This window comes from Mycobacterium aquaticum (assembly GCF_002086485.1).
Taxonomy (GTDB): domain Bacteria; phylum Actinomycetota; class Actinomycetes; order Mycobacteriales; family Mycobacteriaceae; genus Mycobacterium; species Mycobacterium aquaticum.
In genome coordinates this window covers 63,120-75,766 of the sequence record NZ_MVHF01000006.1, presented here as the reverse complement: position 1 = coordinate 75,766, position 12,647 = coordinate 63,120, and the positions used below count along the sequence as shown (strand labels likewise).

Here is a 12,647-nt window from a genome sequence, read left to right as displayed (position 1 = left end):
TTGCCGCGCTGGGCCTTCCGCGACCGGAAGGCCCAGCTTGTTTCAGCGATCCGGCCAGCCCAGCGCATTGAACACCGAGACCGGGTTGAGGTAGTCGCGCCAATGCACGACCTCTCGGTTGCGGATCGTGATCACCGAGATGAACCTGTTGGCGTACGGCCGATTTCCGTCGACCGTGTGCCCTTCCGACGCGTACTCCAGGATGGCGACGCCCCGGTGCGGATCGTGGTACACGGACAGATCAAAACAGCGGTCGAGCTGCATCGCGGTCCCGTAGGGACGGTAGAGCTCCGCGAGCGCGTGCCGTCCTTCGACCCGGGGCGGGTACCCCGGCACCGTGATCACGTACTCGGTGACGACGTCATCTGCCATGAAGTCGAAGAAATGGCCTGGTTCCACAAGCCCGTCGAGCCCCTGCTCGATGATCCGAAAAAACGGGTCGAGCGCGGTGAAATCGTCGAGGTTCTCGATGGACGTCTTCATCGTGCACTCCTCGATTGTGTGGTCAGGGTGGATTGCTTCCAGGTTTGTGCGGCTTCTGCGGCGAACTCGCCGAAGCTGATCGGTGGGCGCCCGGTGACGCTCAGGACGTCGTCGTTGGGGCGAGAGCCGTTGCCGTCGGCAATGGCTGAAGTCAGCCGGCGCAACATCGTTGTGTAGTCCCGGGGCACGCCTGCGGCGATCATGGCGTCGATCCAGCCGTCCTGGGCGATCGGATGGTAGGTGATCGCGCGGCCAGTAGCCGCCGAGATGTGTTGCGCTGCTTGTGACACCGTCAGTGCTTCTGGTCCGGTGGGGGCATAGGCGGCACCGGCGTGCGCGGAGGGGTTGGACAGCGTCGCGGCCGCGACTGAGGCGATGTCGTCAGTGTGGACGTACGCCTCGGTGCCCTGGCCGTTCGGCACGGCGATCGTGTCGTCGACGGGAATCAGGAAGCTCTCGCTGAAGTTCTGCATGAACCACGCAGGCCTGATGATCGAGGTGGTCAGCGCCGATCGAGACAGCAGGTCGAGTTCTACGGCGCGAACTGGAAGGTCCGCAGGGGCCAGCTCCATCGCGTACGCGCTGAGATAGGTGACGTGGTCGACGCCGGCTTGCTCGGCTTGGTCGAGGAAGCCGGACACGATGCCGGCGTAGTCCATCCGCATGACGGGCGCAACCAGGTATACGGCGCCGACGTCGGCAAGTGCGGGTGCGAAAGTTGTTGTGTCATCCCAGTCGAAGGCGATGTCGCTGCCGTGGCGCGAGGCGGTGCGTACAGCTCTGCCCTGCTGGGTCAGCTTTGCGGCTACCCGTGAGCCGGTTTTCCCGGTCGCGCCGAGCACCAGTGTGGGCCGGTCTGCGTTGTCGTCCATGGCATCCATGTTCGTCTCGTTGAATGAGCTTCTCAATGGTCTTGACGCTCATTTCTTTGTGCGAGACGCTCAATCGGTGGATCTTCTTCAAGAGCATCTGGTGCGTGCCCGCGCGATAGGGGGTGTGTTCGCACGGTCCGCCGCGATCCCGCCCTGGGGGCTGCGGCTTCCGGGTGCCATCCAGCTTGCCGTTCATGCCGTCGTCCAGGGGACCGCCTGGTTATGGGTTGACGGGATCGGTGATCCGGTCGAGCTTCGGCCAGGAGATCTGGCCTTTGTGCGCGGTGGGCCCGATCACTGCATCGCCCATGAGCCGGGCGCACCCTGCGCGCTGCCGGACGAATTCCGATCGCTGCAGCCCGCCGACGAAGCGGCGCTGTCCGATAGAGCCTCGGTTTTTCTTTGCGGCGCTTACCGTTTCGCTGGAGATATCGGGCGCGGCCTGGTCGACGCGCTGCCGTCGGTGTTGCCGCTGCCGGCGAACATCGACGATCCGATCCACTCCGTCGTGGCCTTGCTGTCGCGCGAACTGCAGCACGAGAATCCGGGACGTCAAACGGTGCTCGACAGGCTGCTCGACGTTCTGGTGGTATTCGGGTTGCGGGCAGGATTGAGCCGCAGCACGACCCCACCCGCGTGGTTTCGCGGCGCATCCGACGCGCGTCTGGCGCCGATCCTCGAGGTGATCCACGCTGAGCCCGAAAAACCTTGGACTGTAGAAGAATTGGCGAAGCTGGGCCATATGTCCCGGGCCACCTTCGCCCGGACGTTCCAGCAGGTGGTCGGGGATTCGCCGATGAAATATCTGACGGACTGGCGGATGACGTTGGCTCGGGACCTTCTGCTCACATCGGAAGCGACGCTGGACGAGATCGCCGCTCAGATCGGTTATGGCTCGGTATACGCCTTCGCCACGGCGTTTCAGCGCCACCACGGTCAGCCGCCGCGGCGCTGGCAGGCTGCGCAGGCTGGTGTGCAGAGAGCATCGGTCGACCACTGATTGCCGCCCGGCTCCCGGTGGCTCGATGCGCGATGAGTAGCTGTCAGGGTGCCTCGGCAGTATGGAGGCATGACAACCCGCGAACAGGCCCAGACCATCCTCGAACAACTGGCCGGGCCTGCCGCTGTGCTGCGTGATGACCAGTGGACCGCGATCGAGGCGCTCGTGGTGCAACGCCGCCAGGCCCTGGTCGTGCAGCGCACCGGGTGGGGCAAGTCGGCGGTGTACTTCATCGCGGCCAAGCTGCTGCGCAGCAGCGGCCACGGTCCGACGGTGATCGTGTCGCCGCTGCTGGCCTTGATGCGCAACCAGGTCGCGGCCGCCGAGCGCGCCGGGGTGGCCGCCGCGACCATCAACTCCGGCAATGTCACCGAATGGGACGCGATCCATCAACGGGTCGCCGCAGGTGAACTCGACGTCCTTCTGGTGAGCCCGGAACGGTTGAACAACCCCGACTTTCGAGACAACGTTTTGCCCGCGCTCGCGGCTGATGCCGGCCTGGTGGTGGTTGACGAGGCGCACTGCGTGTCCGACTGGGGGCATGACTTCCGCCCCGACTATCGACGCATCCGCACACTGATCGCCGAACTCGGTGCCGAGATCCCGGTGCTGGCCACCACCGCGACCGCAAACGACAGGGTAGTCAATGATGTGGCAGCCCAGCTCGGCGTCGGCGGTCGTGACACGCTGGTGCTGCGCGGCGGGCTGGACCGCGAGTCACTGCGGTTGTCGGTGGTCAAGGCGGGCAATCCCGCACAGCGGGCGGCGTGGATTGCCGCACAAGTGGATTCGCTCCCGGGGTCCGGCATCATCTACACCCTGACCGTGGCCCAGGCCCACGACGTGGCTGCCCTGCTGTCCGAGCAGGGGCACAAGGTGGCGGCCTACACCGGGTCCACCGACCCCGCCGAGCGGGAACAGCTGGAGGCCGACCTGCTGGACAACCAGGTCAAAGCCCTTGTCGCGACATCGGCGCTCGGTATGGGGTTCGACAAGCCCGACCTCGGCTTCGTGGTGCACCTGGGGGCGCCGTCGTCACCGATCGCGTACTACCAGCAGGTCGGTCGGGCCGGCCGTGCCACGGCCAGCGCGGAAGTGATCCTGCTGCCCGGCGTCGAAGACCAGGATGTGTGGCGGTACTTCGCCTCCGTGGCCTTCCCGTCGGAATCCATGGTGCGCAATGTGATTCGTGCACTCGATCCCGAGCGTCCGCAGTCGGCTCCCGCGCTGGAAACTCTGGTCGATCTCAACCGATCACGCCTGGAGATGGTGCTCAAGGTGCTCGACGTGGACGGCGCGGTGCGCCGGGTCAAGGGCGGGTGGATCTGCACCGGAGAGCCGTGGAGCTACGACGAGGAGCGCTACCGCGCGCTGGACGAGGCGCGGAAACGTGAGCAGCAGGCCATGCTCGACTATCTCGACACCGACGGTTGCCGCATGGCGTTTCTGCGTGGGCAACTCGACGATCCCGAACTCCAGCCGGGGCAGCGGTGCGGCCGCTGCGACAACTGCACCGGCTCCCGCTACGAGGCCGCGGTCGACGAGGCCACCCTGACCAGCACTCGGGAGCGGCTGCGGCGGCCTGGGGTTGCCGTGGCACCCCGCAAGCAGTGGCCGTCGGGCCTGGCGTCCCTGGGTGTGGCCCTGTCGGGCCGCATCAACGACGGCGCCGCGCCGGGGCGGGCCATCGGCCGCCTCACCGATCTCGGTTGGGGCGCGCGGTTGCGAAAACTGCTGGCCGAGCCGGACCAGGAGGTGCCCGAGGAGGTGGTGCAGGCGGCGGTCGCGGTGCTGAAGGCCTGGAACTGGGAGAACCGGCCCGTCGCCGTCATCGGTCTGGATTCGGAGAGCCATCCTGTGCTGATCCGCTCGACCGCACAGAGACTGGCTCAGCTGGGCCGGCTGACCGATCTGGGCACGCTGCGCTATGCGCCCGACCGCCGGCCCGTGACCGCCGCGAACTCGGCCTACCGGGTGGCGGCGCTGAACGGGTCCTGGGAGTGGCCGCAATTCCAGTTCCCCGACGGTCCCATCCTCATGGTCGACGACATGACCGACACCGGGTGGACCCTCACGATGGCCGCGCGCGTGCTGCGCGACGCCGGCGCGCCCGAGGTGTTGCCGTTCGTGCTGGCCAGCACGAACTAGCGTGCGCCATCCCAGATTGTTCCGAGTCGATGCACGACGAGTCGGCGGATCGTCGCAACCCCCGATTCTGTGTACAACTCGATCGACCGTGGGCCGTCCGCGGCGAAGATCAACGACGACACGGTCTCGGCACCGTCGTTGACGAACACCTCTACCGACCCGCGGTCGATGAACACCCGCAGTCTGACCGGGCCGGTTGGACAGGGTGCTGCGCGGTAGCCCCGGTCCCCGTGACCGGAGTTGCGGCGGTCGACGAACACTCTCTGCGCGAGATCGTCGTAGCCGACCAGGGTTTCGTGGCCGTCCGGGGTCTTGTTGACTGCCAGGCCGACGCGTTCGGCCGTCGACTCGGTCAGATCGACCTCCATCTCGACCTCGGCGGCGTCGATATTCTCGGCCAGCACCCGTAGTTCGTTGGGCCCCAATGTCACTGCACCGAAGTCTTGGCTGGTCAGCCGCAGCTTGGTGAGCTCATCGATCGGCTGCGCGAGCAGCCGGTTGTCGGCGCTCAGCGTGAGTTCCCGGTGCACCGTCAGCTGCCCGGACCATCCGTCTGTGATCTGGGAGGCCGGGGGGATTCCGAACGAGCCCATCCACGCCAGCGCTATCCGGCGTCCGTCTGGAGCTTGAAAGCTCTGCGGTGCATAGTAATTGGCGCCCCAGTCCATGGGCCGGTAGTCGGTCAGCCGATGAAACTCCTCACCCGGTGACCAGTTCCCGACGATGTAGCCTGCGTTGTGCGTATTGCGGCCCAGGTACTGCCTGGGTTCAGGGCCCATGGGACAAAAGGTGAGGACCCATTTGTCGCCGAGCGGGAACAGGTCCGGGCATTCCACCATGAAGGTTTGCGGATCTGGATCGCGATAGAGCACGCGGTCGAATTCCCAATTCCGCATGTTCTCCGATGTGTAGAGCCAGATCTCGCCTCGGTTGTCCGATGAGCACGCACCGACGGTCATGTATCCGCGATCACGCATGCGCCAAACCTTGGGATCGCGAAAGTGCAGGAGGTTTTCCGGGCAGTCGATCACAACGCCCTGCTTGTCGAACGAGATGCCGTCATCGCTCACAGCCATGCACTGGACCTGCAGGCTGCCCTCGTCCTCGTTGACACCGTTGCGCCAGCGGTGTCCGGTGTAATAGACCAGCAACTCGTCGTCGCCGGAGACCACCGCTGATCCGGAGAACACGCCGTCGCGATCCTCTTCGGTGCTCGGGGCCAAGGCGATCGGCTCGTGGCGCCATGTGACCATGTCGGCACTACTGACGTGGCCCCAGTGCATCAGCCCCCAATCGCTGGTGTACGGATGATGCTGGAAGTACACGTGATACCGGCCTTTGAAGTAGGAGAGGCCGTTCGGATCATTGATCCAGCCCGCAGGTGCCGTGATATGGAAACTGGGGTACCAGCGGTCATTTCGGGACGACCGGAGTTCATCAACTCCGTGCTCTGCGCGGGCCGGCTGTTGGTCCATCACGTGCCCGCACCTGCCGGTGCCTTCTCTGAGGCGCCTACGAACGGATCGCCTTCGACATCCTGGTCGTCACGTTTGAGCGCGAAGAAGGCCCAGGTGCCGGCCAGGAATACTGCCGCCGAAATGACATAGAACGTTGGCTGATAACCGATTGCGTCACGCAGGGAGCCCAAGGGGCGGGACAGCATGACGTTGCCGACCTGCGCGGCCACCTCGAACCCGACCAGATACAGCGTTGCCGAGAGGTTTGCCGGGAAATGCAGCGTGATGTAGCGGAAGATACCGAGGATGAACAGCGGCACCTCGACGGAATGAAACATCTTCACGATGGACACCAGGACCGCATCGTCGAAGACAGCGGAACCGAGGATGCGCAGACACATGACCGAGACTCCGAGGAGAAGCGTGTTCCGGACACCCACTTTCCGCATGAGGATCGGGACGAGCATCATCATCGCCGCCTCGACGAATACCTGGATCGAGTTCAGCACGCCGTAGACCTGTTCACCACGTTCCTTGGATTCGAACAGGCTGGTGTAGAAGTCCGGGAACATCTGCTGGTCGTAGAGGTTGTAGAAGGTCCAACTGAACAGTACGAACGCGATGATCACCCACAGCCGTGGCATTTTCAGCACACTTGCCATCTCACGCACGCTGGGTGTCTTCGGGCGTGCGGTGTGGCCGGGAGCCGGCGGGACCTTGTCGGTCTTCCACATCAGCTGTACCAACAGGCACAGGACACCGAAGATCGAGCCCGCGATGAAGTTGAGGACGGGATTGATGGTGAACAGGAAGCCGGCCATCAGAGCGGCGATCGCGTAGCCGAACGACCCCCAACCGCGAGCCTGGCCGTATTCGAAACCGTAGGTGCGGCTCATGCGCTCGGAGAATGCTTCGAGCAGGCCGGCCGCGGCCATGTAGCCGAACGGTATGACGAAAGCGCCCACGGCGACGCCCCAACCGAATGATGCGCGCAGCAGGGGCTCGTACACAAAGATGAAGAACGGCGCGAGGCCCGCCATCACAGCGGACGCCATGATCGTGAGAGTGCGTTTGAGGCCGAGTTTGTCCTGGACAGTGCCGTACAAGAACATCACGACAAGCGTCGCCAACGAGTTGACCGAGTACACGGTGCCCACCTGTTGGCCGTTGAGGCCGAGTCCCGTGTCCTTGTTGGTCAGCCAGATCTGGAAGAACGACCACCAGACGCCCCACGACGCGAAGAACAGCAGCAAGGTCGTCGAGCTTTGGAGGTAGGCAGGGTTCTTGAGCAGCGTGCGGACATTCGCCATGGTCGGGCCTTCCTGCCAGCTGCTAAATCGATTCTGCACTGACTCCGCGAGGAAGTTACACCCCGTAACCGGTGTGATGCAAGTCTCGTTTTTCGGGCGAATTCAGCGGCGCTGGCCGACAGACTCCCGTGTCGAGAGCGGCATCGGACAGCGGTGGACCGCAGGCTCGGTGCGGTTCTCCAGCAGCAGCTCGACTGCCTTGGTGCCCATGTCGTAGTGCGGAAGTGCGATCGAGGTGAGTCCGGGGCGTAGCCATGCGGCGAGCTCCGAATCGTCGAATGAGATGACCGACACGTCACCGGGGACCGAGAGGGCCGCGTCCTGCAGGGCCTGATAGACCCCGAGCGCGAGTCGGTCGTTGGCGCAGATGAAGGCGGTTGGAACCGGGCCGGTACGCAGCACCTCGCGGGCGACGCGGTATCCCTCCGGCGGCAACCACTCGCAGTCCGTCGTGCCGGCCAGAGACAAGCCGCGGGCGCTGAATTCTTCGCCGATTCCCCGTGCGCGCTCATGGCCGGCGAAGATCCCGCGAGGACTGCCGGTGGTCACGTGTCGCCCGCCGATGTAGTAGACGCCAGTGGTATGGCCGTTATCGAGAAGTGTTGTGGCGGCTAGCTTTCCGGCTTCACATTCGTCGGGAATCACTGCTGGGCCCGTCTTCGTGGGTGACAGGCAGTTGAGGAAGACATGGGGAACCGACCGCAGTGAGGCAGGGGGTTTGACGTCTCGCGTGTACATGGATCCATATATGAGCCCGTCGACCTGCCGGTCGAGCATCGCCTCGATATGCTCGGCACCGCCGGCGGATTCGTCTTCTGTTTCGGCGATCAGCAGCACCCGGCCTGCTCGGGTGGCAGCGTCGATGGCCCCGCGCACCATCTCGCCGGCGTACTGCGTGGCAGCGATGCGGTCGGAGATCATCCCGACCGTCATCGTCGAATTGACCCGCAGGCTTCGTGCCGCCAGGTTGGGGCGGTATCCGAGCTTGCGGCTCGCATCCCACACACGGTCCTGGGTCGCGGCGGAGATGCGTTTCGAATCCTGGTGTGACAGTACGAACGACGCCGTCGTCATCGAAACCCCGGCTTCGCGCGCGACATCGCTGAGCGTGACTCGCTTCTGCCGCAACGGTTACCTCCACGCTTCGTCGTCCGCGCCGGATCCAGTATGCCCCGCGCATTGTCGGGTGATCGCTGCGGCGGTCGGCTTCGAGCCGCCCAACTGGGCCGTCAGCACGTCGGCAGTGGCGCACAGTCCGCGGGCATGGCGGGTGATCTCCGCGTCGGACAGGGCCCGGCCGATCTGCAGCGAAGCCACCATCACCTGGCGTTGATGATGATCGAAGACCGGCGCGGCGATGACGCTGATGTCGACCGTGTCGGCATCCGATTCTGAGTTGTCTGCTCTTCGCGCAAGCGGCTCATCGCTTGGGAGATAAACGCGTTCACCGATATCGGAGATCAGCTCGCCGAGCAGTGCCCGCAGCTCGTCGGGCAGGGTGCTCGACATACCGGCCATCAGTGCATAGAGGCGTCGGCCGCCAGGGGTGAGGCGTTCCACCAGGTACCCCGATGTGCGGCATTCGGCGATGACGCGGTCGAGACGCTCACTGTCGGTGCGCAGCGGGATGGTCGGCTCTTTGGCGAGCCACTCCTTGACGGCCCGGTCGTCCCACAGCACGAACATCAGCCCGACGGGTGGTGCGAACGGATAGCTCTGACCGACCTGCACGGTGACGGGTGTGCCGGGCGGTGACACCAGTTCCAGCAAGGTGATGCGATCGTCGACCACGCCTGACAGGGCTGCGGTGGCGTTGAACGTCTCGGAGAGCCGGCGCAGTTCATCGCGTGCGCCGGGGCTCACGCGCATCGATTCCTGTGCGGTGTGGCCCAGGGAAATGAGCGCGGGCCCAAGCCGATACGTCTTGTGCTGGGCGTCACGGATCACGTAGCCGGCCTGGGCCAGCGTGGTGAGGATGCCCAGACACGTGGGCTTGCTCAGCCCGACGCGGCGGGCAAGCTCGGACAGACCGAAGTGTTCCTGCGGATGCCCGGCCAGGAAATTCAGGATGGCAACCACCCGCGCTGTGGGCGGCGACGCACGGCCTGCCGATTCCGCCACCGTCATCCGGGACCTCCGACATTGACTCGAACTAGAACGCGTTCTAACCTCAGGTCGGAAACTCTACCACTACGGTTCAATATTGGACCGCAAGGACGGGGACGGATGTACGCCCAACCACTTGCCGATGCCATCGCGGAGGCCGAGCGCCTGGTCCGCGAGGCGCCGCACATCGAATCCGAAGCTGATCTGCTCGAGGGCCTGCAATACCTCGCGGGCGGCATCTCGGCCTGTACGCACATCGCGTTCGACTACGACCGCGACCACCCGTTCTTGCAGTCGGGCACCGGACCCTTCAACAAGATGGGACTGGACAACCCGGACACGCTGTACTTCGGTACGCGGGTACAAGCGGGTCACGAGTACGTCGTGACCGGAACACGCGGCACCACAACGGATCTCAGCTTCCAGATGCTCGGCGGGGAATACACCGACTCGAACGTGCCCGACAGTGAGACCGCGTTCGACGACCGGGCCCTCGACATCGCCGAGGACGGCACCTTCGAATGGCGGGTGACGCCAAAAGGCCCCGCCCAGTTGGTGATCCGTGAGGTCTACAACGACTGGTCGGCGCGGCGTGGCACGCTGGCGATCGCCCGCACCGACACCGCAGGTACCGCACCGCCCGCGCTGACCCGGGAATTGATCGAAAAGCGCTATGCCACCGCGGGCAAGCAACTCGTGCAGCGGATCAAGACGTGGCTGCAGTTCCCGCAGTGGTTCTACATGAACATTCCCGTCAACACCATGGTGCCGCCGCGGCTCACGCCCGGCGGTCTGGCCACCCAGTACTCGTCGGCGGGGCACTACGACCTCAAGCCGGATCAGGCGATGGTCATCACGCTACCTGTCACCGACGCGCCGTACCTCGGTTTCCAGCTGGGCAGCCTGTGGTACATCTCGCTGGACTACATCAACCACCAGACCTCGCTGAACGGTACTCAGGCCCAAGCGGATCCGGACGGCAAGATCCGCATCGTCGTCTCCGACGAGAATCCCGGCGTCACCAACTGGGTGGAGACCCTCGGCCATGCCAAGGGGTTCCTGCAGTTCCGTTGGCAGCGGGTGTCGCGGGAGCTGACCGAGGCCGACGGCCCGACAGTGGAACTGGTGGACCTCGCCAAAATCGAGGCCGCCTTGCCGTACTACGAGCACAACAAGATCGCGCAAGAAGACTGGCGGCAGCGGATTGCGCTGCGTCAGAAGCAAATCGCCAACAGGATGCTGGGGTAGCAGATGTCCGTGACGCTTGATGGACTGCTGAAAGACCGAGTCGTCGTGATCAGTGGGGTCGGCCCGGCGCTGGGCACCACGCTGGCGCGTCGGTGCGCCGAGGCCGGGGCTGATCTGGTTTTGGCTGCCCGCACGGTCGAACGACTCGACGATGTGGCCAAGCAGGTCGCCGACGTGGGTCGGCGCGCCATCGCGGTGGGCACCGACATCACCGACGACGATCAGGTCAACAACCTGGTGTCGGCCGCGAACGAGGCCTACGGCAAGGTTGACGTGTTGATCAACAACGCGTTTCGGGTGCCGTCGATGAAGCCCTTCGCCAACACCACGTTCGAGCACATGCGCGAGGCCATCGAGCTGACGGTGTTCGGTGCCCTGCGATTGATCCAGGCGTTCACGCCGGCGCTGGCCGAGTCCAACGGCTCGGTCGTCAACGTCAACTCCATGGTGGTGCGGCACTCACAAGCCAAGTACGGTGCGTACAAGATGGCCAAATCCGCACTGCTCGCGATGTCGCAGACGCTGGCCACCGAGCTGGGTGATCAGGGCATCCGCGTCAATTCCGTTCTGCCGGGCTATATCTGGGGTGGCACGCTGGAGAGCTACTTCGCTCACCAGGCCGGCAAGTACGGCACCACGGTCGACGAGATCTACAAGGCCACAGCGGCCGCTTCGGATCTCAAGCGGCTGCCGACCGAGGACGAGGTCGCGTCGGCCATCCTGTTCCTGGCCAGCGACATGGCGAGCGGTATCACCGGCCAGGCACTCGATGTGAACTGCGGGGAGTACAAAGCGTGACGCGAAGGCGACGACGAGTGAGGATCGCAGCGAGGTACGAGCGAGGACCGGAGCGAGAAGGAGTCGAGCCATGACTGACGTCCGGACCAATGTCGGCACGGTCGAGGATCTGCACGCCTCGGCGACCAAGGCCACCGGCCTCGACGATTTCGGGGCCGACGACGACAACTACCGCGAAGCCTTGGGCGTACTGCTCGAGTCGTATCAGCGCGACGCCGATCTCACCGAACTCGGCAGCAAGATGTCCCGGTTCTTCCTGCGCAACGCGCTGGTCGCGCGGTTGCTCAGTGAGTCGTCCTGGAAGCAATATCCGCAGCATGCCGATGTGGCGGTCGAGCGGCCGATCTTCGTCACCGGGTTGCCGCGTACGGGAACCACGGTGCTGCACCGGTTGTTGACTGCCGATCCCAACCACCAAGGTTTGGAAATGTGGCTCGCGGAGTTCCCGCAACCGCGGCCGCCTCGCGAAACCTGGCCGGACAACCCGGTTTACCAACAACTGGCCGCCCGCTTCGACCAGCACCACGAGGAGAACCCGGATTACACCGGGTTGCACTTCATGACCGCCGATGAAGTGGAGGAATGCTGGCAGCTGCTGCGGCAGTCGCTGCATTCGGTGTCGTATGAGACGCTCGCGCACCTGCCCACCTACGCCCACTGGCTCGCGGGGCAGGACTGGACCCGGCCGTATCAGCGGCACCGCCGAAACCTGCAGCTGATCGGGCTCAACGATCCGGAGAAGCGTTGGGTGCTCAAGAATCCCAGCCATCTGTTCGCCCTGGACGCGGTGTTCGCGACCTACCCCGACGCCCTGGTGATCCAGTGCCACCGGCCGGCCGAGACCATCATGGCCTCGATGTGCTCGTTGTCCCAGCACACCACCGAAGGATGGTCCAACAGCTTCACCGGCTCCCAGATCGGCGCAGACGCGCTGGAGACCTGGTCGCGTGGTCTCGAATTGTTCAATGCCGAACGTGCCAAGCATGATTCGGCACAGTTCTACGATGTCGACTACTTCGAGTTCATCGCCGACCCGACCGCGACCGTGGAGAACGTGTACGAGCACTTCGGCCTGCCTTACACCGATGCGGCTCGCGCCGCCGTCACCGCGGTGAACGAGGCCAGCAAGAAGGGACCTCGCGCGCCCAAGCACACCTATGATTTGGCCGACTATGGGTTGACCACCGAGCAGGTCAAGGAGCGTTTCGCCGGGCTGTGAGCCCGC

At 64.7% G+C, this 12,647-nt stretch carries 11 protein-coding genes; 5 read left to right on the top strand and 6 right to left on the bottom strand.

Translation table 11 applies throughout. The annotated features are described in order from the left end of the window. Nucleotides 1-42 precede the first annotated feature (42 nt). The gene (locus tag BST13_RS08645; protein ID WP_083162645.1) at nucleotides 43-483 is read right to left on the bottom strand and encodes a nuclear transport factor 2 family protein; all 441 of its coding nucleotides are present in this window, start codon (nucleotides 481-483) and stop codon (nucleotides 43-45) included. Then, complete coding sequence (locus BST13_RS08640; RefSeq protein ID WP_083162909.1) at nucleotides 480-1,355, bottom strand: NAD(P)H-binding protein; 876 nt, start codon at nucleotides 1,353-1,355, stop codon at nucleotides 480-482. Before BST13_RS08640 ends, BST13_RS08645 begins: the two co-directional genes overlap by 4 nt. Here BST13_RS08640 and BST13_RS08635 point away from each other — a divergent pair. After that, on the top strand, nucleotides 1,354-2,355 hold the full coding sequence (locus BST13_RS08635) for an AraC family transcriptional regulator (protein ID WP_211296042.1): 1,002 nt from the start codon (nucleotides 1,354-1,356) through the stop codon (nucleotides 2,353-2,355). The two genes, BST13_RS08640 and BST13_RS08635, sit on opposite strands and share 2 nt — an antisense overlap. 69 nt (nucleotides 2,356-2,424) lie before the next feature. After that, nucleotides 2,425-4,503, top strand: coding sequence for a RecQ family ATP-dependent DNA helicase (locus BST13_RS08630; protein WP_083162643.1), 2,079 nt, complete (start codon nucleotides 2,425-2,427; stop codon nucleotides 4,501-4,503). Here the strand turns inward: BST13_RS08630 and BST13_RS08625 are convergent. From BST13_RS08625 to BST13_RS08610, 4 genes are all read right to left on the bottom strand, one after another. Next, nucleotides 4,500-5,978 (bottom strand): glycoside hydrolase family 32 protein, encoded by a 1,479-nt coding sequence (locus tag BST13_RS08625; protein ID WP_083162641.1) that lies wholly within the window; start codon nucleotides 5,976-5,978, stop codon nucleotides 4,500-4,502. The two genes, BST13_RS08630 and BST13_RS08625, sit on opposite strands and share 4 nt — an antisense overlap. After that, complete coding sequence (locus BST13_RS08620; RefSeq protein WP_083162639.1) at nucleotides 5,978-7,270, bottom strand: MFS transporter; 1,293 nt, start codon at nucleotides 7,268-7,270, stop codon at nucleotides 5,978-5,980. The genes BST13_RS08625 and BST13_RS08620 overlap by 1 nt, the downstream gene beginning before the upstream one ends. 102 nt (nucleotides 7,271-7,372) lie before the next feature. Further along, on the bottom strand, nucleotides 7,373-8,398 hold the full coding sequence (locus BST13_RS08615) for a LacI family DNA-binding transcriptional regulator (RefSeq protein ID WP_083162637.1): 1,026 nt from the start codon (nucleotides 8,396-8,398) through the stop codon (nucleotides 7,373-7,375). A 3-nt stretch (nucleotides 8,399-8,401) separates the two neighbouring features. Continuing rightward, nucleotides 8,402-9,397, bottom strand: coding sequence for an IclR family transcriptional regulator (locus BST13_RS08610; RefSeq protein ID WP_083162635.1), 996 nt, complete (start codon nucleotides 9,395-9,397; stop codon nucleotides 8,402-8,404). 99 nt (nucleotides 9,398-9,496) lie between these two features. On the opposite strand from BST13_RS08610, the gene BST13_RS08605 reads away from it, so the two are divergent. The 3 genes from BST13_RS08605 (at nucleotide 9,497) to BST13_RS08595 (ending at nucleotide 12,641) form a co-directional block, all read left to right on the top strand. Then, nucleotides 9,497-10,624, top strand: a complete 1,128-nt coding sequence (locus BST13_RS08605; RefSeq protein ID WP_083162633.1) for a hypothetical protein — start codon at nucleotides 9,497-9,499, stop codon at nucleotides 10,622-10,624. 9 nt (nucleotides 10,625-10,633) lie between these two features. Further along, nucleotides 10,634-11,422 (top strand): SDR family oxidoreductase, encoded by a 789-nt coding sequence (locus tag BST13_RS08600; RefSeq protein ID WP_245839448.1) that lies wholly within the window; start codon nucleotides 10,634-10,636, stop codon nucleotides 11,420-11,422. A gap of 70 nt (nucleotides 11,423-11,492) precedes the next feature. Next, a complete protein-coding gene (locus tag BST13_RS08595; RefSeq protein WP_083162629.1) occupies nucleotides 11,493-12,641 on the top strand; it encodes a sulfotransferase family protein in 1,149 nt (382 codons plus the stop codon). Nucleotides 12,642-12,647: the final 6 nt, after the last annotated feature.

Coding starts and splice junctions, on each gene's coding strand:
- BST13_RS08620 (WP_083162639.1), bottom strand. CDS start 7,270: ATGGCGAATGTCCGCACGCTGCTCAAGAACCCTGCCTACCTCCAAAGC.
- BST13_RS08640 (WP_083162909.1), bottom strand. CDS start 1,355: ATGGACGACAACGCAGACCGGCCCACACTGGTGCTCGGCGCGACCGGG.
- BST13_RS08635 (WP_211296042.1), top strand. CDS start 1,354: ATGGCATCCATGTTCGTCTCGTTGAATGAGCTTCTCAATGGTCTTGAC.
- BST13_RS08630 (WP_083162643.1), top strand. CDS start 2,425: ATGACAACCCGCGAACAGGCCCAGACCATCCTCGAACAACTGGCCGGG.
- BST13_RS08605 (WP_083162633.1), top strand. CDS start 9,497: ATGTACGCCCAACCACTTGCCGATGCCATCGCGGAGGCCGAGCGCCTG.
- BST13_RS08610 (WP_083162635.1), bottom strand. CDS start 9,397: ATGACGGTGGCGGAATCGGCAGGCCGTGCGTCGCCGCCCACAGCGCGG.
- BST13_RS08595 (WP_083162629.1), top strand. CDS start 11,493: ATGACTGACGTCCGGACCAATGTCGGCACGGTCGAGGATCTGCACGCC.
- BST13_RS08645 (WP_083162645.1), bottom strand. CDS start 483: ATGAAGACGTCCATCGAGAACCTCGACGATTTCACCGCGCTCGACCCG.
- BST13_RS08625 (WP_083162641.1), bottom strand. CDS start 5,978: ATGGACCAACAGCCGGCCCGCGCAGAGCACGGAGTTGATGAACTCCGG.